The following is a 21,601-nucleotide window of genomic DNA, read 5'->3' on the forward strand; positions in this document are numbered from 1 at the left end:
TTCCTCCTGCGCCTGGAAAGGCGCGGCTTCTCGATATGAACTCGCCGCCAACCTATGCGTCGGAGGCGGCGAAAACAAGGACATCCTTAGTAGCGATTTCGATGCCCACATCCTGTCCCTCCTTCACGCCAACGGGATCGTGAACGCGGGCCTGCAAGGGGCGGTCCACCCCCTGCACGTCAATGTGCACCAGATCGACCTCGCCGAGAAAGCGACGAGACACCACACGTCCCGGCAGGCAGAAGCCCTCGGGCTTGAGCTTCAACCCTTGAGGCCGCACGCAGACGATGGCGGGCCCATCGCTGAGATGCGGCGCCGGAAAGATGCCCACCGGGCAGGAGACCTGGCCGTTGCGAACCACGCCCTCAAGCTCGTTGAAGTCGCAGAAGAAGCGGGCGGCGAACAGGTTCGCCGGGCGGCGATAGATCTCCTCCGCCTCGCCCTGCTGAATGATCGTGCCGGAACGCATGAGCACGATCCTGTCGGCGATCCGCATCGCCTCCTCCGGATCGTGCGTGACGACGATGGTCGTAGCGCCGGTTTCTCTCAGAATTGCGACGGTCTCGTCCCGGATCGCGTCGCGCATGCGCCGGTCGAGGTTCGAGAACGGCTCGTCCATGAGCAGGACGCCAGGGCGCGGCGCGATCGAACGGGCCAAGGCCACCCGCTGCTGTTCGCCGCCGGACAGGGTATGCGGATACTCGTTGGCGTAATGTTCGAGACCGACGCGGGACAGGGCGCGACGCGCGGCGATGCCGGCTTCTGAGGCCGAGAGATCCTTGAGCCCGAACATGATGTTCTGGAGGATCGTCATGTGCGGGAAGAGGGCATAATCCTGGAACATGAGGCCGATGCCCCGTTTCTCCGGCTCCAGGAACGTCCGTGGTCCACTGACCTCACGCCCATCCATCAGAACTCGGCCTGAGGTCGGCATTTCGACACCCGCGGCGATGCGCAGCAGGGTGGTCTTGCCGCAGCCGGAATGACCGAGCAGGCAGACGATCTCTCCCGGCTCGATGGTCAGCGACACGCCGTCGAGCGCCCGCTGGCTGTCGTAGGCCTGGACGATGCTCTCGAAGGTCAGCTGGGCCGGGATGGAAGCGCCCGCCGTCCCGCGCTGCCCCCAACGGGGCAGACGAAACAGGTCGCGGGCAGACCCGGCGGGTCTTGCGTTCATTCCTCGCCCACCTCGGTCTGGTGCATGTCGAGAGGCTGAAGAGGATCGTCCTCGAGCGGGTCCTCGTCCTCGCGCAGGGCGTCCGCGTCGGAGGGTGTCGGCACCGAGAAGTCCGAAGGCACGCGGCCCTCGATGAAGCCCGCTCCCTTGAGTTCCTCAAGGCCTGGAAGATCCTCGATGGCGTCGAGGCCGAAATGCTCCAGGAAGCCGGGTGTCGTGCCATAGGTCACGGGGCGCCCGGGAGCCTTCCTGCGCCCCCTCAGGCGGATCCAGCCGGTCTCCAGGAGGGTGTCGATGGTGCCCTTCGACGTGGCGACACCGCGGATCTCCTCGATCTCGGCTCGGGTCACCGGCTGATGATAAGCGATGATCGCCAGGGTCTCCATCGCGGCGCGGGACAATCTGCGCTGCTCGACCACGTCGCGGGCGAGCACGAAGGACAGGTCGCCGGCCGTGCGGAAGGTCCATTTCCCCGCCACCCGGACGAGGTTCACGCCCCGAGGAGCGTAGAGCTCGGTCAGGTCCTGGAGGATCTTCTCCACATCCGCGCCTTCCGGCAGGCGCCCGCTCAGCTCATCCGCGCTCAAGGGCGCAGGCGCGGCGAACAGGAGCGCCTCGGCGATCCGCATGGCCTCGCCGTGATCGGGAACATGGCTGATTTCCGGAGCCTCGGCTTCCGGCACCTCGGTCGCGTCTTCCTGCATATCGGGCAGCATCCTAAACTCCTGCCTCGGCCGGGTCGGCAACGGGCTTGACCCAGACCGGAGCGAAGGCCTCGTCCTGCCGGACCGTCAGCTTGCCCTCGCGCACCATTTCCAGGGTAGCGGACAGGGCAGAGGCGAGAATTGTCGGTCGCATGGCAGGTTCGACCATGTATTGCATCAGGTAGGTGTCGAGCGTCACCCAGTCGTTCAAGTGGCCGACCAGCCGCTCAAGAGCTTCCCGCGCATCGACCAGCGACCAGACGTTCCGCTTGTGCAGGGACACCTTGGCGTTGAACTGGATCTGCCGCTGCTGGGCATAGGCCTTGAGAAGGTCGTAGAGGCTCGCCTCGTAGCGTGAGTCCCGGAGGACGATCACGGGCTCGGGTGCGCCGCGGGCGAACACGTCGCGGCCGAGCCACGCACGTTCGCCCATCTTCTTGGCGGCCTCGCGGATCGCCTCCAGGCGGCGCAGGCGCAGGGCCAGGGCCGAAGCGAGCTCCTCGGCGCTCGGCTCCTCGCCCTTCGGCGGCTCGGGCAGCAGGAGGCGGGACTTGAGATAGGCGAGCCAAGCCGCCATCACGAGGTAATCGGCCGCCAGCTCGAGACGCATGCGGCGCGCCGCCTCGATGAAGGTGATGTATTGCTCGGCGAGCGCCAGGATCGAGATGCGGTGGAGGTCCACCTTCTGGCGGCGGGCGAGTTCCAGCAGGAGGTCGAGCGGCCCTTCGAACCCATCCACGTCCACGAGCAGGGCGGGCTCGCTCTCGGCCCGCTCCGTGCGCTCAACGTCCTCGAAGGGTAAGGGATTTGCCATCGACCGTACTCAACTCATGAGGTTCGAAGCTTCATTAGCTTTAGGCGATCATCGCAAGCGCAGAATCGAGCCTGGACCGGGCATCCACAGGATCCAAAGGCTCCGGATCATGCGTGATGCGCGCTAACGCTGCGTTAGCGCGGCGCAGGGCCTCTCCGCTCAGGACAGGGGCGGCCTCGGCGACGGCGCTCATTTCATCCATCTGGCCGTTGCAGTGAAGAGCCATGTCGCAGCCGGCCGCAAAGGCGGCCTCCGTCCGGTCCCGGAACGAGCCGGAAAGGGCATGCATCGACAGGTCGTCGGTCATCACCAAACCGTCATAGCCGATATGGCCCCGGACGATCTCCTGCATGACGATGGGGGAAGTCGTGGCGGGCCGCTCCGGATCCAGGGCGGTGTAGACAACATGCGCCGTCATGGCGAGGGGCATGTCGGTCAGCATGCGGAACGGCGCGAAGTCGTGGCGCTCCAGCTCCTCGCGGGAGGCATCGACTACGGGCAGCGCCAGGTGACTGTCGGCCCCGGCCCGGCCATGGCCCGGCATGTGCTTCACCACCGGCATCACGCCGCCGGCCAGCAGGCCTTCGGCGGCGGCCCGGCCCAGGATGGCGACCTGGCCCGGCGTCTTGCCGTAGGCCCGATCGCCGATCACGTCGTGGGCTCCCGGCGAGGGCACGTCCAGGACCGGCAGGCAATCAACCGTGATGCCGACCGAACGGAGATCGTGAGCGATCAGGCGGGCTCCGAGCCGTGCGATCTCGCGCTGGACGAGCGGATCGTTCGCGTGAACGCGGCCATAGGAGCTGCCGGAGGGGTATTTGGGCCAATGGGGCGGGCCCAGGCGCTGGACGCGGCCGCCCTCCTGGTCGATCAGGATCGGAGCATCCGCCCGACCGACCGCCTCCCTCAGGGAGGCGCAGAGCGCCCTCACCTGCTCGGGCGCCTCCACGTTGCGGCGGAACAGGATGAAGCCCCAGGGATCCGCCTCCTTGAAGAAAGCGACCTCGTCCGGGGTGAGCTCGATGCCGGAGCAACCGGCAATAAAGGCGCGGGTTTTCATACCCGCGCCTTAAGTCTCCTGCTCGACAGGGTCAAGGAATCTCGACCGGCGAGCCGTCTCAGTTCTTGGCGACGAAGCACTGACCGCCTTGGCCCTGCAGCTTGGAGCAGAGGGAGGAAGCCTCCTCCTTGGACAGGGGGCCGACGCGAACGCGATAGATGGTGCTGCCGTTGACCTCGGCCTTGCGGATGAGAGACGGCATGCCTTCGAGATCGGGATACTTGCGCTGGAACGACGCAAAGGCGGTTTGGGCACCGGCCTCCGAATTCGCGAGGCCAAGCTGCACGGCGAAGCCGCCGCTGGGCGTCGTTTCCGCTGCGGCTGCCGCGGGAGCAACCGGCTGAACCGATGCGACCTGCGTCGGTGCGGGCGTGGCTGCCGCAGGTTTCGGGGTCGGAGCAGGCGTGGCGGGAGCTGCGACCGGGGTGCTCGCGGCCGCTCGGGGCTGGGCCGATGCCGTCTGGACGGGCGTCGGCGCGGACTGAGCCTGGGGCGGCAGTGTCATGGCGGCGGGCGCCGCCGGCTGGGCGGCCTGATGCTCCGAACCCGCGACCGTGCCGTCAGGGCGGATCGTAACCGTGCGGACCTTCTTCGGCTCGCCGAGATTCAGGCTGGCAGTCTGCTGCGGCTTGACCGTGCCGGCGGGGATCGTGCCGCCCGTGGCGTCGGCGACGGCACCGCCATTCATGCGCACGGCCTGCTGGAGGTCGACCGGCTGCTCCTCCCGGTTGACGACCTTGGTCGCCGTATTCTGGTTGGCGCGCTCGTAGATCTGCTTGTTCTGGTTCGGGATTTCGACCCCGCCCGGGTTCTGCGGCTGGATCTTGGTGGGTTCGTTGTTGGCCTTCACGAGCGGCGGTTCACCCCCTGTGACCACCGACGAGCCCGACGCCATGTAGGCTCCGCCACCGCCAAGCACGACCGCGCCCACGACCGCCGCAATGGCAACCATGCCCTTGCGGGAGCGCCGCTTCTCGACAGGTGCGTAATCCTGCTGCTGATCGTAATCCTGGTCGGCGTAATGCCCGGCCTGATCGGCATAGTAGTCCTGCGCATAAGCCTCGTTGCCGTAGGCATCCTGATCGTGGGGAGCGGGCTGGCGGGCGTAGGCGGACTCAGGGGCACGGACATTGCTCTGCGGGTATCCGCCGAGATCGAACGACGGCGCGGCATGACCTCCTTGGGGGGCACGGACCGGCACCTCGCGCGCTCCTTGCGACACGGTGTCGCGGACGGCGAAAAGATCGTCGATCGAGGTGCCCTGCTGGCGCGGACGGGCGGAGCCGTCATTGGCCAAAATGCTTTGAAATGGGTCGTCTTGCCCCACGATCCGGGCCAATTCCGCGAGCGGATCGTTCCGCCCGGCGGTGGCCGGCTGGGATTGCGGGGTGCCCGCCTGCGCGAGTTGCCGTTCGATCTCGTTGAGGTCGACGGCAAAACGGGGCTTCACTGATTCGCTCATGCGCCGGATCTCCAGTTACGCGACAGGAGCACCGTTGCTCCGCCTGCACGACGTGACGAGACCCGACGCGAATGCTTCGTAAGCGATTGATCCGCTTAGAGAAACACTATCGCATTTCATCGGGTGCCGTGACGCCCAGGATTGCGAGACCAGATGCGAGCACACCCTTGAGGGCATGCACGAGAGCGAGCCTCGCTTGTGTTGAATCTTTATCAGTTAGATTAACAAAGCGTAATTGCGGCAAGTCTTTGCCCTTATTCCATAGACTGTGGAAGGCGCTCGCCAAGTCATAAAGATAAAATGCCACCCGGTGGGGCTCGTGAGCTTCGGCTGCGGCCTCGATCGTCCGCGGAAACTGAGCGATACGATGGATGACGTCCGTTTCCGCTTCGTCATTGAGAATCGACAGGTCCGCCTTCGCAAGCTGAGCCGCCGAGAAGTCGGTGCCCGGGAACGCCTCCGCCGCCTGACGGAAGACGGACGCGCAGCGGGCATGGGCGTACTGGACGTAGAAGACCGGGTTGTCCTTGGACTGCTCGACCACCTTGGCGAGGTCGAAATCCAGGGTCGCGTCGTTCTTGCGGAAGATCATCATGAAGCGGGTGGCGTCCCGGCCCACCTCGTCGACGACCTCGCGCAGGGTCACGAAGTCACCCGAGCGCTTGGACATCTTCACCGGCTCGCCCCCGCGCAGCAGCTTCACCAGCTGGCAGAGCTTCACGTCGAGGTCGGCCTTATTGTCCGAAACGGCCTTCACGGCCGCCTGCATGCGCTTCACGTAGCCGCCGTGGTCCGCGCCCCAGACGTCGATCATGGAGGCGAAGCCCCGCTCGAACTTGGAGCGGTGATAGGCGATGTCGGAGGCGAAATAGGTGTAGGAGCCGTCCGACTTCAGGAGCGGCCGGTCGACCTCGTCGCCGAAGGCAGTGGCGCGGAACAGAAGCTGCTCCCGATCCTCCCAATCCTCGTCCTTCTGGCCCTTAGGGGGCGGCAGGCGGCCCATATAGACGAGATCGCGGCCGCGAAGCTCCGTGATCAGCTCCTTGACCTGATCCACCGGGCCGGACTGAAGGGACTTTTCAGAGAAGAACACGTCGTGATGGATGTTGAGGGCCGCGAGGTCGTCCCGGATCATGTCCATCATGGCGTTAATCGTGAACTCACGCACGATCGGCAGCCATTCGGCTGGCGCCATGTTAAACAGGCGCTCGCCATATTCCTCGAAAAGGCGTTCGCCCACGGGCTTCAAGTACTCGCCCGGATAAAGCCCGTCTGGGATTGGACGCTCCTGTTTCTGAAGCACATCCATGTATCGATTGAAGGCAGACTGGGCGAGGACGTCGACCTGCGCGCCGGCATCGTTGATGTAGTATTCGCGGGTGACCTTGTAGCCGGCGAAATCCAGGAGGCCCGCCAGGGCATCGCCGAAGACCGCGCCCCGGCAATGGCCCACATGCATCGGCCCGGTCGGATTGGCCGAGACATACTCGACATTGACCGGCGAGCCCGCACCCTGCCCGCTCCGGCCGAAACCGTCGCCGTCGACGACGGCGGCACGCAGGACCTCGTGGAGGACGGAAGGCGCGAGGCGGATGTTGATGAAACCGGGACCGGCGATCTCCACGCTGGTGACGCGCGGATCGTCCTTGAGGTCGGTGACGAGAAGCTCGGCCAGGGCGCGCGGGTTCATCCGCGCCTCCTTGGCCAGCACCATGGCGGCGTTCGTGGCGAGGTCGCCATGGGAGGGATCGCGCGGCGGCTCGACCACGACGCGGCTGACATCCAGCCCCGACGGTATCTTACCCGTCTCGGCCAACCGGCCGAGCGCATCCGCAACCCGCTTCTCAAACAGCCCGAAAATGTTCATGGTACTTTGTCTCTGAAGGGCCTTTGGCCCTGGAATTCCATGGGTGCCGCCTAGCGCAGGTCCGGCGTCACGTCAAACAGACGCCGGTGCTCAAGGATCGCATAGCGGTCCGTCATGCCGGCGATGTAATCGGCCACGCGCCGGGCGAGCCGGGGCTCGTCGTCCTTCGGCAGGTCCGCCTGCCATTCCTCCGGCATCAGCTCCGGCTCGGCCTTGAAGCGCCTGAAAAGGTCCCGCAGCACGGCGTCCGCCTGGGCGCGGACCCGCATCACGTCCGGGTGCCGGTACATGCGGGCATAGAGGAACCGCTTGATGGAGGCATCGGCCTCCTTCATGGCTTGCGAGAAGCAGACCATGGTATCGCCGGCACGCCGGATATCCTCCGCGCTCTGCGGAGACAGCGCCGAGATCCTGCGCTCTCCTTCCGCGACCACGTCCTCGACGAAGCGGGTGATGACGCGCCGGGTCAGCTCGTGGATCCGCCGGGAGAGTTCGAGGGTTGGATAGCGCGCATCGATGTCCGTCAGGAGGCCATCGAGAAACGGCACCTCGCGCAGCTCCTCGATCCTGAAAAGCCCTGCCCGCAAACCGTCGTCGATATCGTGGGCATCGTAGGCGATGTCATCGGCAATGGCCGCCGCCTGGGCCTCTCCTCCGGCATGGGTGGCAAGTTCCAGGTCCTGAAGGGCGTTGTATTCGAGGATCGCCAGCGGAACGCCTCGCGCGGCGTAGCGCAGGGTCGGTTGTCCGTCGGCCTCCAGGAGCGGGCCGTTGTGCTTGACCAGGCCCTCCAGGGCTTCCCAGGTGAGGTTGAGCCCGTCGTACTCCGCGTAACGGCGCTCCAGGCGGGTGACGACCCGCAGCGCCTGGGCGTTGTGATCGAACCCGCCGAACCCGGCCATGCACTCGTCGAGGGTATCCTCTCCCGTATGGCCGAAGGGCGTATGGCCCAGGTCGTGGGACAGCGCCAGCGCCTCGGCCAGATCCTCGTCGAGGCCGAGGGAGCGGGCGAGCGCCCGGGCGATCTGGCTCACTTCGATCGTGTGGGTCAGCCGGGTGCGGAAATGGTCGCCCTCGTGATAGACGAACACCTGCGTCTTGTGCTTCAGGCGCCGAAAGGCCGAGGAATGGATGATCCGGTCCCGGTCGCGCTGGAAGTCGCTGCGGGTCGGCGAGACCGCCTCCGGGAACAGCCGGCCTCTGCTTCCCCAGGGGTCGCAGGCATATGGGGCTCGCCATCTCTCGCCAAAGGGCCGCACAATCATCCCCGGGTTGAAGCCTTGTCAGCGCGCACTTACCTTGCTCTTAACATCTTATGCAAGAATTGCGTCCGCCTGAGGACTGGAAGTGCCCATGACCGGTATCACCCTGACTGACCGAGCCGCCCGCCGCATCAACGAGATCATGTCGTCCGAGCCCGTCGGGTCCCACCTGAGAATCAGCGTCAACGGAGGCGGCTGCTCCGGATTCCAGTATGCCTTCGACGTGGATCGGACCCGGCAGGACGACGACCTCGTGATCGAAAGGGATGGGGCGACGGTGGTCGTGGACGAGGTGTCGATCCAGTACATGGACGGTTCCGTCATCGACTTCGTGGACGACCTGATCGGCCAGTCCTTCAAGATCGAGAACCCCCATGCCACCGCCTCCTGCGGCTGCGGCACCTCGTTTTCATTGTAAAATCGTTACACAAGGCCCTATTCTGCCTCCCGCACTTGACTTTGAGGCGACCAGCGCAGATTCGCTCGGTCAGGGGGATAAGTATGGGATTTCGTTATCGCGCAGGCGTTTGCGCACTCGCTTTGATCACCGGCTTCGCGGCCTTACAGTTCGAGCCCGCCGTGATCCGCGATCTGGTTGTCGAAAAGGCCGGACAACGGATTGCCGTAGGAGCCGTCAAGGTTCCGCTCTGGAGCGCGGCTTTCGCTCAGGGCGCAGACAGCTTCTCCCTCGATAACGTAAGCTTCTCCTTCGGCGGAGCGCGGTATGAAGCCAAGCGCATCGAACTTTCCGGCGCCGCTTCTGCAAGGGCCGATATCGAGGCGTTGCTTTCGAGCAGTTCATCCGAGCCTTTGGCCGACCGTCTGGCGAGGATCAGCGTCAAGCAGGTCCGAATTCCTGAGGTCAAGCTTACGCAACAGGCCAACGGGCACGCCGTCACGGTCACGTACTCGAACGTGACGCTGAGCGATATTGTGAAGGGCAAGATTGCCTCGACCACCGTGGAAGCCATGGCCATGGACCAGAAGGGGCCTGAGGCCGATTTAGTCGCCAGCTTCGGGCGTGCCTCGATCAGCGATTTCGATCTGCCTGCTTTCGCCCGCCTCTACGAAACCAAGGCCGTCTCCTCGTCCGATGCCCTGGTTCCGATACACGGCCCGTTCTCCATCGAGAAAACCGAACTACGTGACGTTAAGGACCAGATCGGCTTCAAGATCGCGCGCATCAGCGGCCGTGACTTCATGGCACGGCCAACCTTGGATTCCTGGACCGGCACCTCGGCTCTCATGGAGAGGCTCGCCGGCAAACCCGATCTGTCAGAGGTAGAACAAAAGCAGCTGATGACGTCGATTGCCGACCTGCTCGGTGCTTTCAACATCGCTTACGCGGAAGCGGCGGGCATCGAGTTTACAGTTCCCAAGAAAGACAAGAACAAGCCGTCTTCCGTTCCCGGCCGCATCGAACGCATTGCCTATACGGGCGCGACAGGCTCGGAGGCCGCTCAGGTCCGCATGGAAGGGTTCTCGGTCAACGATCAGGACATGCATGTCAAATTCGGCAGCATCAGTCTAACCGGCTTTTCTTTCGAGCCGACGCTGAACGGCTTGAAAGCCCTTCAGGACAAGTCTCTCGACAATCTCGACCAAGCGGATATGCGGACCTTGATCCCGACGGTGGGGACACTGCGTATGTCCGATGTCGATATCGATGGCCCGAGCGACAAGGAAGAAGACGGCAAGCCTGGGCGCATCGTCGTGACCTTGAAGGGTCTTGAGCTGACAGCTGACAAGCCTGTGAATGGCATTCCAACGAATATCAGGTACGAAGCACGCGATGTAGCGATGACCCTTCCCTCGGGTGGTTCGGACAAGTTTATCGCCGATCTCCTGGGCCCCGACTTCAAGAACCCGACCTCATCCTTCCTGCTTGAAGCAACCTGGAACGAAAGCACGAACGAAATCGTGCTCAAGCAGATTTCAGGCGAGACGAAAGGATTGGGCCGCTTTTCCCTGACGGGCGTGATCGGCAGTGCCACCAAGGATCTCTTCAGCACAGACGAGGCTACGGCCGCCGCTGCGGTGATCGGCCTGAAGGCCAAGTCCGCGAATCTCGTGGTCGAGGACAACGGAGTGTTCGATCGTTACCTCGCCGAAACCGCCAAAAAGCAGAAGATCAAGCCGGAAACCCTGCGCAAGCTCTACGCGGATGCGGCGCCTCTGGTGCTCGCCTCGTTGATCGGCGATTCCGAACAGACCTCGGCTTTAGCGCGTGCAATCGCAAGCTTCATCGCTAAACCGGGAAAGCTCACCGTCGACGCAACGCCGAAGAATCCTTCCGGTTTCGGATTCATGGATGTCGCGCTGGCACCGAAGCCTGCCGATGCGATTCAGAAGCTGAACATCAAGGCAAAGGTGGAGTAAACCACCTCATCGTCATCGCCGGTATAAGGCCGGCGATGACGTGTGCGTGCACCGACTCCGTCGGATCAAATCAGCGTCGGCTGATCCTCTTCCGCCGCCTGCGCCTCCACGACCGCGATGGCCGTCAGGTTGACGATGCCACGGGCCGTCACGGACGGGGTCAGGATATGCGCGGGCTTGGCCGGGCCGATGAGGATCGGGCCGACGGGGAGCGAATCCGCCAGGACCTTCGTGAACTGGAACGCGATGTTCGCCGCGTCCAGGTTCGGCATGATCAGCACGTTGGCCTCGCCCTTCAGGCGCGAGTTGGGATTGATCCGGTCGCGGATCATCTGGGACAGGGCCGCGTCCGCCTGCATCTCGCCATCGACTTCGAGATCCGGTGCGCGCTCGTTGATGCAGGCCAGGGCCTCGCGCATCTTCAGCGCCGAGCGGCTGTCCGCGGCGCCGAAATCCGAGTGGGACAGGAGCGCGATCTTGGGTTCCATGCCGAAGCGGCGCACGTGACTGGCGCAGGCGATCGTCATGTCGGCGATCTCTTCCGCCGTCGGGTCGAACTGCACATGCGTGTCGGCGAGGAAGTATGCGCCCTTCGACGTGATGACGAGCGACAGGGCCGCCATCTCGTGCACGCCGGGCGTGAGCCCGATGATGTCCTTGATGTGCTTGACGCGCGATTGGAAGCGGCCTTCGAGACCGCAGATCAGCGCGTCCGCGTCCCCTCGCCTCACGGCGAGCGCTCCGATGACGGTGCTGTTGGTGCGCACCAGCGTCCGCGCCGCATCGGGCGTGATGCCCTTGCGTCCCGCAGCCTCGACATAGGTGGCGACGTAGTCGCGATAGCGCGGGTCGTCCTCCGGGTTCACCAGCTCGAAATGCCGCCCGATCTCCATGGACAGGCCGAAGCGCTTCATGCGCGCCTCGACGACGTTCGGGCGCCCGATCAGGATCGGCTTGGCGATGCCTTCCTCGACGATGACCTGCACGGCGCGCAGCACGCGCTCGTCCTCGCCCTCCGCATAGATCACACGCTTCGGATCCGCCTTCGCCTGCGAGAACAGCGGCTTCATGATGAAGCCGGAGCGGAACACGAAGCGGCCGAGCGATTCCGCGTAAGCGTCCAGGTCCGCCAGGGGCCGCTTCGCGACGCCGGAATCCATGGCCGCCTTCGCGACCGCCGGAGCGATGCGCAGGATGAGGCGCGGATCGAAGGGGCTCGGGATGAGCGACTTGCGCCCGAAGGGATGCGCCTCGCCGCCATAGGCGCGCGCCACCACCTCGGACGGAGCTTCACGGGCGAGGCCCGCGATGGCCTTCACGGCAGCCGCCTTCATCTCCTCGTTGATCGTGGTCGCCTGCACGTCGAGCGCGCCGCGGAAGATGTAGGGGAAGCACAGGACGTTGTTGACCTGGTTCGGATAGTCCGAACGGCCGGTGCAGATCATCGCGTCCGGACGGGCAGCCTCGGCCTCCTCCGGCATGATCTCGGGGTAAGGATTGGCGAGCGCCATGATCAGCGGGCGCGGCGCCATCTGGGCGAGCAGCTCCTTCTTGAGGACGCCGCCGGCCGAAAGGCCGAGGAATACGTCCGCATTGGGGATGACGTCGGCGAGGGTGCGCGCATCGGTCTTCTGCGCATAGACCGATTTCCAGCGGTCCATGAGCTCGTTGCGGCCCTCGTGAACCACGCCCTCGATATCCGTGACCCAGATGTTCTCGCGCTTGGCGCCGAGCGACACGAGCAGGTTGAGGCAGGCGAGCGCCGCGGCGCCTGCCCCCGAGGTGACGATCTTCACGTCCTCGATGCGCTTGCCGGCGAGTTCGAGCGCGTTCGTCACCGCCGCGCCCACGATGATGGCCGTGCCGTGCTGGTCGTCATGGAAGACCGGGATGCCCATGCGGGCCTTCAACCGCTCCTCGACCTCGAAGCATTCGGGTGCCTTGATGTCCTCGAGGTTGATGCCGCCGAAGGTGGGCTCGAGCGCGGCGACCACCTCGACCATCTTGTCCACGTTCTTCTCGGCGAGTTCGATGTCGAATACGTCGATGCCGGAGAACTTCTTGAACAGGACCGCCTTGCCCTCCATCACGGGCTTGGAGGCGAGCGGCCCGATATCGCCGAGCCCCAGAACGGCCGTGCCGTTGGAGATCACGGCCACGAGGTTCTGGCGCGACGTGAGGTTGGCGGCCTCCGCCGGATCGGCCGCGATGGCCTCGCAAGGGGCGGCCACGCCGGGAGAATAGGCCAAGGCCAGGTCGCGTTGGTTGCCGAGGGGCTTGGTCGGCTGGATCTCGAGCTTTCCGGGGCGCGGATGCTGATGGTAGAACATCGCTCCTGATTTCAGATCCTGCGAGATGTTGTCTCCCATCCCCGACGCTCCTTGCACTGACCAAACCACTTTGGAGGCTCTTGTGCGCGCCCTTCACCCTGCCGTCAATGTCCTTGTCTTAAGCTGCGGGGTCGCACGATGAAGCTGAGGCAGCGCCTGAAAAATTGGCGCAACCCGCACAATCAGACCCGCGTCCACCTGGCCGGCATGGCCGGACGTTACGGTTACGAGATCGGCGAGTTCACTTACGGCAAGCCCAAGGTCCGGTTCCCTGAGTCCGGCCGCAAGCTCACCATCGGACGCTATGGCTCCATAGCCGACAAGGTGGAGATCCTGCTCGGCGGCAACCATCGCACGGACTGGAGCACCACCTATCCCTTCTCGGCGTTCCGGGACCTGTGGCCCGGGGCGCCCATGAGCGAGGACTACCACACCTCCCGCGGCGACGTGGTCATCGGCCACGACGTCTGGCTCGGCTCCGGCGCCATCATCATGTCAGGTGTGACCGTAGGGCATGGCGCCGTGGTGGCGGCCCATGCCATCGTGACCAGGGATGTGCCGCCCTACGCCATCGTCGGCGGCAATCCAGCCAAGGTGATCCGTTATCGTTTCGACGAGGAGACGATCGCTGCCCTGCTCGACGTGCAATGGTGGGACCTGCCTCGGGACAAAATCGCAACCCTGATCCCGCTCCTGCAGAGCGACCGGATCTGCGAGCTGGTCGCGGCCGTCAGGGTGCTGCGGGCTCAATCGTCCTGAGTGTCCGACGGCCGAGCGCCCGGGCTTTCAGGCCCAAGGCCGGCTTCTCGATCAGGTACCATGACACGGCCGCGACCATCAGGGTGATCGCCAGCGACGGCACCAGCAGCACGCCGGCGGCCATGCCCGGCCAGAGCGCGTGCAGACTCTGCTGGATCGGCCAGCCATACAGGTACGTGCCGTAGGACAGGTCCGCCTTCGGCTCGTAGGAGAAACGCGTGAGCGCCGGCGCGAAGGCAAGCCACAGGACGCCATAGGTGGAGCCGATGAACAGCAGCGTCTTGTAGAGGAAGGTTCCGGCGCTCAGCCACGTGGCGAGGAGGAGCACCAGCACGAGGAGCCCCGAAAGCCGAACCCGGCCGCGCCACACATAGAGCGCACCTCCAAGGGCAAAGATCAGCGGCAGGCGCAGGGCCGTTTCCATGCCCTTCGGTGCATCGGGCAGCAGGAGATCGAGCCCCACCGAGCCCAGCGCCAGCCCAACCACGAGAACGAGCGCAACGGTCCGGGACTGCAGCAATCCCACGAGGCCCATGAGGAACACGCCCGCATAGCACATGACCTCGTATTTGAGGGTCCAGACGGTTCCCATGGGAAGCACGAGGGTGTTGTTGGAGAACACCCCCGGCAATTCGGTGTTGCTCTTGAAGCTCGTGAGCGTTGCCGTAATGAAGCGGCGCAGGGCCGGGCTCCCGAGATACTCGCCGATGGGCAGCGTGGTCATGGCGCTGCCCAGGAGGAGCGACACCGCGAGCACCGCCACGATCAGGCCGGGTGCGATGCGCAGCGCCCGGGCCATGGCGTAGTCGCGCCAGCCACGCCGGTCGAAGCTCATGGTGACGAGAAATCCGGAGATGGCGAAGAAGCCGTTCACCGCATGCTCGCCCAGGGTGAACCCGGTGGATGCGACCAGCGGCTCGTCGGAGAGTTCACCGGTAGTGACGCTGAAGGCATGGGAGACCACGACGGCGAGGGCGAGGCCCAGGCGGATCAGGGTGAGGTTGTTGTGGGGCCCGGCGATCGCGCTCTCGACCTTTACACCTTGCCAGGAACGCGGAGGAACCATCGTGCCGGGATACCTTTTCTCCTGCGCCCTGTCGTCGGAGCCTGTCCGGAACGGGCATTAAATCAGCCGCCTTGTAACGGCACTATGCCGGAGCTTTAGCCCTCTCGTCAAAACGCCTTGCGCCCCCTCATCGCCGCCCAGGCTCCGGCCGCCGAGCCGCCGTAGCGCTCGACGAGCTTGCGCCGGAACGTCAGGCTCGCGCCCATGGTCTTGAGGGCATTGACGGCGAACATGCCCGGCGCCGGGTTCGGCAGCCCGTATTTACGGCTCACATAGGCTCGCGACCAGGCCTGGTGCCAGCGGGAGGTGAAGATGCGGCCCGGCTTTTCGCCGCTCGACCGGCCGCGTCCATGCCTGACGACGGCCTGCGGGACATAGACCAAAGCGGCGCCCGAATCCGCCACGCGGCGGCACAGGTCGTCGTCCTCGTAGAACAGAAAGATGTTCTCGTCGAAGCCGCCGAGCCGCAGGAACGTTTCGCGGCGGATGAGGAAACAGGCGCCCGAGAAGAACGGCGCGCAGGCCTCGCCTTCCGGCACCACGAGCTTGCCGCCGGGATTGGTCAGCGAGGTCGCGAGCAGGGAGCGCGGCTGATAGAACACCCGCCCGCTCGGCTCCACGATCTGCGGCGCGAAGAGAGCCGCATCGGGATAGCGCCGGGCCGCATCGACCAGGGCGGCGACCGCGCCCCTGTCGACGATGCAGTCCGGATTGACGATCAGCACGAACTCGGTTTCGGACGCCCGAACGCCGATATTGTTGGCGCGGCCGTAGCCCTCGTTGCGGGCGTTGCGGATGACGTGGGCGCCCTGCCCTTCGGCCATCGCGGGCGTGGCGTCCGCCGAGGCGTTGTCGACCACGATCACCGGCACGCCGTCCGCCTGCAACTCGCCGAGACACTCCGGCAGCGCATGGGCACTGTCGAAGGTCACGACGATGGCGGTCACATGATGGCCGCTCATTTCTCCGGCAGGTTCGTCCGGATGTGGAGCTCGCGCAGCTGCTTCGGGGTCGCCTCGGACGGCGCGCCGAGCAGCAGGTCTTCCGCCTTCTGGTTCATGGGGAAGAGCGTGATCTCGCGCAGGTTATGCGCGCCGCAGAGCAGCATCACGATGCGGTCCACGCCCGCCGCCATGCCGCCGTGGGGCGGCGCGCCGTACTGGAACGCGCGGTACATGCCGCCGAACCGCTCCATGACCTCCTTCTCGCCGTAGCCGGCGATCTCGAAGGCCTTCACCATCCGGTCGGGACGATGGTTGCGGATGCTCCCTGAGGCCATCTCGTAGCCGTTGCAGACCATGTCGTACTGGAAGGCCGTGATCTTGAGGATCGTGTCCTTGTCCTTCGGGTCGAGGGCCATGAAGGCGTCATGGTCGAAATTCGCCATGGAGAACGGGTTGTGCGAGAAGTCGATCTTCTTCTCGTCCTCGTTCCACTCATATTGCGGGAAGTCGACGATCCAGCAGAACTCGAACCGGTCCTTGTCGATGAGGTTGAGCTCCTCGCCGATGCGGGTGCGCGCCTTGCCGGCGAGCGACGCCGCCTTGTCCTCGACGCCGGCCGAGAAGAACACCGCGTCGCCGGCCTTGATGCCGGCCTTCTCGCGGATGGCGGCCTGCGCGGCTTCGGGAATGAACTTGGCGATCGGGCCCTTGCCGGTGATCTGGCCGTTCTCCTCCTCGAACACGATGTAGCCGAGGCCGGGCGCGCCTTCCGAGCGGGCCCAGTCGTTGAGCTTGTCGAAGAAGGAGCGCGGCTGCGAGGCGGCACCCGTGGCTGGGATGGCGCGCACGACGCCGCCGGACTTGATGACGTTCTTGAACGCGTTGAAGGTCACGTCCTCGCGGGTGAATACCTCCGACACGTCGGCGATGATCAGCGGGTTGCGCAGATCCGGCTTGTCGTTTCCGTATTTCAGCATGGACTCGAAATACGGGATGCGGGGGAAGACCTCGGTCACCGGCTTGCCGTCCGCGAATTCCTTGAAGGTGTCGCGGATCACCGGCTCCATGGTCTGGAAGATGTCTTCCTGCGTGACGAAGCTCATCTCCACGTCGAGCTGGTAGAACTCGCCCGGCAGACGGTCGGCGCGCGGGTCCTCGTCGCGGAAGCAGGGAGCCATCTGGAAGTAGCGGTCGAAGCCGGAGATCATGATCAGCTGCTTGAACTGCTGCGGCGCCTGCGGCAGGGCGTAGAACTTGCCGGGATGGATGCGCGACGGCACGAGGAAGTCGCGCGCGCCCTCAGGCGAGGAGGCGGTCAGGATCGGCGTCGTGAACTCGAAGAAGCCGCTCTGCTGCATGCGCGAGCGCAGCGAGTTGATGATCGCGCCGCGCTTCATGATGTTGTTGTGCAGCTTCTCGCGGCGCAGGTCGAGGTACCGATAGGTAAGCCGGGTCTCCTCCGGGTATTCCTGATCGCCGAAGACCGGCATCGGCAGCTCGGCCGCCGGCCCCAGCACCTCGATGTCGGTGATGTAGACCTCGACCATGCCGGTCGGCAGTTCCGGGTTTTCGGTGCCGGCGGGGCGCTTGCGCACCTTGCCGTCGACCCGGATCACCCATTCCGACCGGGCCGCCTCGGCCTGCTTGAAGGCCGGCGAATCCGGATCGATCACGCATTGCGTCATGCCGTAATGGTCGCGCAGGTCGATGAACAGCACGCCGCCATGGTCGCGGATGCGGTGGCACCAGCCGGAAAGCCGGGCAACCTGGCCGACATCGGATTCGCGGAGCGCGCCGCAGGTATGGGAACGGTAACGGTGCATGGAGGCGGACATGGAAAAAGCCTGCTGGTTCGATTTGAAGCGCAACATCCATGGGAGGCCAGGGAAGTCAAGGCGGAACCGGATGATTGTGCTCCGCACCTTTCTGTAACAAAGTTCAAAAGCTGAACCATACCACCGGAACCGCTTATGCCGATGCCGAGCCTGAAGCCAAAAGTGATCATATTCCCCGGCATCGATGGGCGCCCGGAGTTGCGGGAGCGTGCCGCAGCGGTCCTGGGCAACCGTTTCGAAGTTCAGGTCGCCGCTCTGCCGGAGGATTTGGGCCTGGACTACCCGGCCTTGGTCCAGCATTTCATGGAACGGTTGCCCGAAGGACCACTGATCCTGGCAGGAGAATCCTTCAGCGGCCCCTTGGTGGCCTTGATTGCCGAAAGATGCCCTGACAGGGTCGTGGGCGTCGTTTTTATCGCTTCGTTTCCGAAACTCGCTATCCCACGAATAGCCGCTACCCTGCTTGACTATGTCCCGCTTCGAGCCATCCCCTTCGGGCTGGTGAGTTGGGTGATGATGGGACGGAGCAGAAACGGTGACGTGACCCGCCAAATGCGGCAATGCCTGAGCCTTCTGCCGGATCGCCTTGTCAAACATCGCGCCAGGCTGGCCCTGCAAATCGATGTCCGCGAGACCATCAAGCGGCTGCGCCAGCCGGTTCTGGTCGTGCATGGCAAGAGAGATCGACTGCTGCCGCTTTGGTATGTTGAGCGATTTCGCGATCTGCGGCCGGATGCCCACGTCGTAACAATCGACGGCTATCATATGATCCTTGAGACAAACCCTGAGCAGGTTGCAGAGGCTCTCGGGACTTTTGCCGATTGTTTGTCGTACCCTCATGAGCATTCTCGGTTTTCATAGTCGTGCCTTTGCATTCCCTCCCCTGACGGGGCGGGCGGCTGCCGGCTGGTCCTGGCTCGTCTCGTCTGTCGAGGGAAGCGCGGGACTTGGATGTCTTCTCCCGCTCCAGGGGAGCGCGCGAAGATCGGGTCGGGACGGGAGATCCGCCCGGACGGGAAGACAACCGGCCTCCCGCGCACGGCTTTTCGATCCTGAGCCTCGCTCTCCAGCCCGTCAGGGACGAACCCTCAGAGGGCGCTACGGCGCGTCTTGTCGCGCAGCCCCGGGTGCGCCGGTGCCGGCGAGGCTTGGGAGGAGCGGAGACAGGAGCCTGCCCGAACAGGTCGGTCTTTCTGCCTCCTCCACTCAGGACCCCGGCATGGCGGGACAGCGTCTTTCCCGTCAGCGGCCAGAACCGTATCCGGCCTCCTTCGCCGACGCCTCGGGCGCGTCCCTCGTGAGACCGGACAGAAACGATATAGCCAAGGTTGAGAGAAAAGTCAAGAACAAAAAGGGAACACAATGTTCAGTTCCACCCCGTGTCATCTCGGACCTCGTATTGGTGATCTCGCTTCGGAAAGTTGATTTCTGCCTGAGCTATGCTCCGCAAAATCTCCAATGAACGCCATTGAATGCGATAAGTGAAATGTTATTATATAAAAATATAATCGAGTGTATTCATGTCCGCTGCAGAGACATATCCATATTGAAGGAGCACCCGAAATGACGACTACGATCGATGGACCTACGAGTCAGCCGGTGCAAATTCGGCCTTCCGAACCCATCATTGTCACGGAAAATGGAAGCATCAATTTAATAAATGGCGGCCGTTGTATCTACACTGATGGCACTATCCGTGCCGAGATCACGATCAATGGAACGGTCAAGACCACCGGCTCCAGTGTAGCTCTTTATCTATGGAAAGGTAATGTCACACTTGGAACATTTGGCCTTATAGAAACCAGCGGAACGGCCCTAAATTTCTTAGATTATGGTGGCCAGAGTTCCAACACAGACAGGGTTGTATCAAATAGTGGTACGATAAAAGGAAAGATCGGCATTGCCGGGTTGACATTGAGTATAACGAATTCAGGCTCCATTAATGCAAGCGAAACTGGAGTAGAAGCATCTGGACTCACCAATGTCACCAATACTGGGATTATAACAGGCCAAGTAGCCATCAAATCCACTGGCAACAATAGCAGAGTCATCAATTCAGGCCGTTTGGAGGGAGGCGTTCACGCCGTCCTGTTCGGAGACGGAAACGATCTCTACGACGCCCGCGGCGGCGGCACGTCCACGGGGCTCATTGAGCTCGGCGGCGGCAACGATACCGCCTATGGCGGGGCGGAAAGCGAAGCTTTCAAAGGTGGCGCTGGCAACGACACCATTGATGGCGGTGGGGGCATCGACACGGTTATCTTCACGGGAAGCGATACAATCATCGTCGATCTCAACATCACAGGAGATCAGAATACCGGCGCAGGATTGGATAAACTTCTCAATATTGAGAACGTGACGAGCGACGCGGGCAACGATCTGCTGATCGGCAGCGCGTTGGCAAACAGATTAGCCGGCGCTGACGGCAGCGACACACTCGAGGGCGGAGCCGGTGACGATGTGCTCGACGGTGGCATTCAGGCAGCCGATGGCTTCGACACGGCTCGCTACTTGGGAACCGCAGATGCAATGGTCAGCCTCATGGCAACGGGAGCCCAGGATACCCGTGGCTACGGCCTTGATACGCTGATCGGCATTGAGGCGCTCGAGGGCGGCCAGGGCAACGATCACTTCACTGGCAACGACCAAGCCAATCGTCTGTGGGGCAATGGTGGCAACGATACGCTCATCGGCGGAAAAGGCGACGATACTCTCGATGGCGGGAGCGGCAGCAATACCGTCATCTTTGCCGGCTCCCGCGCGGAATATGAAGTCGGCGGTCCCGATGCCGATGGGGTCCGCACCGTCCACGACACCCAAGCCGGTCGGGACGGCACCGATACGCTCAAGAACGTGCGGTTTATCAAGTTTGAGGGCGACGATGAGACCGTGGCCCTCTACAACACCAGGCCGGACAGCATCGCGTTCTCCAAGACCGCCTTCGCCGAGAACCTCCTCACTGGCACGCCGCTGGCCACGCTCTCGGCGCATGATGCCGAGGGCGACGCGATCACCTATACGCTGAGCGACCCCACCGGAACGTTCACGCTGGACCAAGGCGCTCTCGTGCTGCTCAAAGCCCTCGATTACGAGACCAAGACCAGCTACACCGTGACCGTGGAGGCCAAGGACGCCTATGGGGCTGTCACCACGCAGGAGATCACCCTCACCGTCACCGACATCGCCGATACGCCGGGCAATCCTGACGCACCGGGCACGCCGAGCAATCCCGGGACACCGGGCGATCCCGGCAGCCCCAGCGACCCTGCGCTCACGCTCACCGGCACACCCGGGGCGGATACGCTCGCGGGACGTGGCAACAACGACGTGCTCGTCGGCTTGGCCTGCAAGGACCAGCTCTCCGGCAATGGCGGCAACGACCGGCTCTCCGGCGGGCTGGGCAACGACACGCTCACCGGCGGGGCCGGGCAGGACATCTTCGTGTTCGACGCCAAGCTAGCGAAGACCAACACGCTGAACAAGAAGCAGAACCTGGACAAGATCCTCGACTTCGTCGTCGCCGACGACACGATCCATCTGGCGAAAAGCGTGTTTTCCAAGATCGCCAAGAAGGGCGTGCTCAAGAAGGGCGAGTTCTTCAGCGGCAGCGCGGCGCATGACCGGGACGATCACGTGATCTACAACAAGAAGACCGGGGCGCTGTTCTACGATGCCGATGGCAATGGCGCCAAGGAGGCGATCCAGGTCGCCACCCTGTCCAAGAACCTCAAGCTCACCAACCTCGACTTCTTCGTCGTCTGACACCATCCCGGTCTGGCAAACGCCACCGTCATGGCCGGCCTCGTGCCGGCCATCCCGATGCTGAAAAGCGCCGCGCCTTTCCGATCGAGATCACCGGCACAGGGCCGATGATGACGTAGCGGGCGTCATTCCCGGCGGCCGCAGGCCGGGAAGGGGCTCCCCTCACATGCTCAGCGCTAT

General features: G+C 64.0%; 16 protein-coding genes. 5 read left to right on the forward strand and 11 right to left on the reverse strand.

The window, feature by feature from the left end; translation table 11 throughout:
• Positions 1-52 precede the first annotated feature (52 nt).
• The 7 genes from DDF70_RS22790 to DDF70_RS22820 all read right to left on the reverse strand — a co-directional run bounded on the left by DDF70_RS22790 (position 53) and on the right by DDF70_RS22820 (position 8,349).
• On the reverse strand, positions 53-1,177 hold the full coding sequence (locus DDF70_RS22790) for an ABC transporter ATP-binding protein (protein WP_114947105.1): 1,125 nt from the start codon (positions 1,175-1,177) through the stop codon (positions 53-55).
• Positions 1,174-1,893: an SMC-Scp complex subunit ScpB gene (scpB, locus tag DDF70_RS22795; RefSeq protein WP_114947106.1), complete on the reverse strand. Its 720-nt coding sequence runs from the start codon at positions 1,891-1,893 to the stop codon at positions 1,174-1,176. Before scpB ends, DDF70_RS22790 begins: the two co-directional genes overlap by 4 nt.
• A gap of 1 nt (position 1,894) precedes the next feature.
• Entirely contained in the window at positions 1,895-2,695 is an 801-nt protein-coding gene (locus DDF70_RS22800) for a segregation and condensation protein A (RefSeq protein WP_114947107.1), read from the reverse strand.
• Positions 2,696-2,735: 40 nt separating this feature from the next.
• Positions 2,736-3,755 (reverse strand): beta-N-acetylhexosaminidase, encoded by a 1,020-nt coding sequence (nagZ, locus tag DDF70_RS22805; RefSeq protein ID WP_114947108.1) that lies wholly within the window; start codon positions 3,753-3,755, stop codon positions 2,736-2,738.
• Between the two features lie 58 nt (positions 3,756-3,813).
• A complete protein-coding gene (locus tag DDF70_RS22810) occupies positions 3,814-5,217 on the reverse strand; it encodes an SPOR domain-containing protein (protein WP_114947109.1) in 1,404 nt (467 codons plus the stop codon).
• A 106-nt stretch (positions 5,218-5,323) separates the two neighbouring features.
• Positions 5,324-7,084, reverse strand: coding sequence for an arginine--tRNA ligase (argS, locus tag DDF70_RS22815; protein ID WP_114947110.1), 1,761 nt, complete (start codon positions 7,082-7,084; stop codon positions 5,324-5,326).
• A gap of 50 nt (positions 7,085-7,134) precedes the next feature.
• Entirely contained in the window at positions 7,135-8,349 is a 1,215-nt protein-coding gene (locus DDF70_RS22820) for a deoxyguanosinetriphosphate triphosphohydrolase (RefSeq protein WP_114947111.1), read from the reverse strand.
• 88 nt (positions 8,350-8,437) lie between these two features.
• On the opposite strand from DDF70_RS22820, the gene erpA reads away from it, so the two are divergent.
• Positions 8,438-8,764, forward strand: coding sequence for an iron-sulfur cluster insertion protein ErpA (gene erpA / locus DDF70_RS22825; protein WP_114947112.1), 327 nt, complete (start codon positions 8,438-8,440; stop codon positions 8,762-8,764).
• Positions 8,765-8,847: 83 nt separating this feature from the next.
• Positions 8,848-10,725: a hypothetical protein gene (locus DDF70_RS22830; RefSeq protein ID WP_114947113.1), complete on the forward strand. Its 1,878-nt coding sequence runs from the start codon at positions 8,848-8,850 to the stop codon at positions 10,723-10,725.
• Positions 10,726-10,790: 65 nt separating this feature from the next.
• Here DDF70_RS22830 and DDF70_RS22835 read toward each other — a convergent pair whose 3' ends face one another.
• Positions 10,791-13,094: an NADP-dependent malic enzyme gene (locus DDF70_RS22835; protein WP_114947114.1), complete on the reverse strand. Its 2,304-nt coding sequence runs from the start codon at positions 13,092-13,094 to the stop codon at positions 10,791-10,793.
• Positions 13,095-13,193: 99 nt separating this feature from the next.
• Between DDF70_RS22835 and DDF70_RS22840 the strand changes: the two genes are divergently transcribed.
• Positions 13,194-13,814, forward strand: coding sequence for a CatB-related O-acetyltransferase (locus tag DDF70_RS22840; RefSeq protein ID WP_114947115.1), 621 nt, complete (start codon positions 13,194-13,196; stop codon positions 13,812-13,814).
• Here the strand turns inward: DDF70_RS22840 and DDF70_RS22845 are convergent.
• From DDF70_RS22845 to aspS, 3 genes are all read right to left on the reverse strand, one after another.
• Entirely contained in the window at positions 13,786-14,880 is a 1,095-nt protein-coding gene (locus DDF70_RS22845; RefSeq protein WP_114947116.1) for an acyltransferase family protein, read from the reverse strand. The genes DDF70_RS22840 and DDF70_RS22845 overlap by 29 nt on opposite strands.
• Positions 14,881-14,987: 107 nt before the next feature.
• A complete protein-coding gene (locus tag DDF70_RS22850) occupies positions 14,988-15,842 on the reverse strand; it encodes a glycosyltransferase family 2 protein (protein WP_114947117.1) in 855 nt (284 codons plus the stop codon).
• The gene (gene aspS, locus DDF70_RS22855; protein WP_114947123.1) at positions 15,839-17,647 is read right to left on the reverse strand and encodes an aspartate--tRNA ligase; all 1,809 of its coding nucleotides are present in this window, start codon (positions 17,645-17,647) and stop codon (positions 15,839-15,841) included. Before aspS ends, DDF70_RS22850 begins: the two co-directional genes overlap by 4 nt.
• 147 nt (positions 17,648-17,794) lie before the next feature.
• Between aspS and DDF70_RS22860 the strand changes: the two genes are divergently transcribed.
• Positions 17,795-18,520: an alpha/beta fold hydrolase gene (locus DDF70_RS22860; protein WP_114947118.1), complete on the forward strand. Its 726-nt coding sequence runs from the start codon at positions 17,795-17,797 to the stop codon at positions 18,518-18,520.
• 1,203 nt (positions 18,521-19,723) lie between these two features.
• On the forward strand, positions 19,724-21,421 hold the full coding sequence (locus tag DDF70_RS22865; RefSeq protein WP_162820590.1) for a cadherin domain-containing protein: 1,698 nt from the start codon (positions 19,724-19,726) through the stop codon (positions 21,419-21,421).
• Positions 21,422-21,601 lie beyond the last annotated feature (180 nt).

Origin of the sequence: Microvirga calopogonii, assembly GCF_003347665.1 — a bacterium.
GTDB classification, from domain to species: Bacteria; Pseudomonadota; Alphaproteobacteria; order Rhizobiales; family Beijerinckiaceae; genus Microvirga; species Microvirga calopogonii.

Excerpts from the sequence above, each read along its gene's own strand:
- DDF70_RS22810 (WP_114947109.1), bottom strand. The coding sequence starts at position 5,217 with ATGAGCGAATCAGTGAAGCCCCGTTTTGCCGTCGACCTCAACGAGATC.
- DDF70_RS22820 (WP_114947111.1), bottom strand. The coding sequence starts at position 8,349 with ATGATTGTGCGGCCCTTTGGCGAGAGATGGCGAGCCCCATATGCCTGC.
- DDF70_RS22860 (WP_114947118.1), top strand. The coding sequence starts at position 17,795 with ATGCCGATGCCGAGCCTGAAGCCAAAAGTGATCATATTCCCCGGCATC.
- DDF70_RS22840 (WP_114947115.1), top strand. The coding sequence starts at position 13,194 with ATGAAGCTGAGGCAGCGCCTGAAAAATTGGCGCAACCCGCACAATCAG.
- nagZ (WP_114947108.1), bottom strand. The coding sequence starts at position 3,755 with ATGAAAACCCGCGCCTTTATTGCCGGTTGCTCCGGCATCGAGCTCACC.
- DDF70_RS22830 (WP_114947113.1), top strand. The coding sequence starts at position 8,848 with ATGGGATTTCGTTATCGCGCAGGCGTTTGCGCACTCGCTTTGATCACC.
- aspS (WP_114947123.1), bottom strand. The coding sequence starts at position 17,647 with ATGCACCGTTACCGTTCCCATACCTGCGGCGCGCTCCGCGAATCCGAT.
- erpA (WP_114947112.1), top strand. The coding sequence starts at position 8,438 with ATGACCGGTATCACCCTGACTGACCGAGCCGCCCGCCGCATCAACGAG.
- argS (WP_114947110.1), bottom strand. The coding sequence starts at position 7,084 with ATGAACATTTTCGGGCTGTTTGAGAAGCGGGTTGCGGATGCGCTCGGC.
- DDF70_RS22845 (WP_114947116.1), bottom strand. The coding sequence starts at position 14,880 with ATGGTTCCTCCGCGTTCCTGGCAAGGTGTAAAGGTCGAGAGCGCGATC.
- scpB (WP_114947106.1), bottom strand. The coding sequence starts at position 1,893 with ATGCTGCCCGATATGCAGGAAGACGCGACCGAGGTGCCGGAAGCCGAG.
- DDF70_RS22790 (WP_114947105.1), bottom strand. The coding sequence starts at position 1,177 with ATGAACGCAAGACCCGCCGGGTCTGCCCGCGACCTGTTTCGTCTGCCC.
- DDF70_RS22835 (WP_114947114.1), bottom strand. The coding sequence starts at position 13,094 with ATGGGAGACAACATCTCGCAGGATCTGAAATCAGGAGCGATGTTCTAC.
- DDF70_RS22800 (WP_114947107.1), bottom strand. The coding sequence starts at position 2,695 with ATGGCAAATCCCTTACCCTTCGAGGACGTTGAGCGCACGGAGCGGGCC.
- DDF70_RS22850 (WP_114947117.1), bottom strand. The coding sequence starts at position 15,842 with ATGAGCGGCCATCATGTGACCGCCATCGTCGTGACCTTCGACAGTGCC.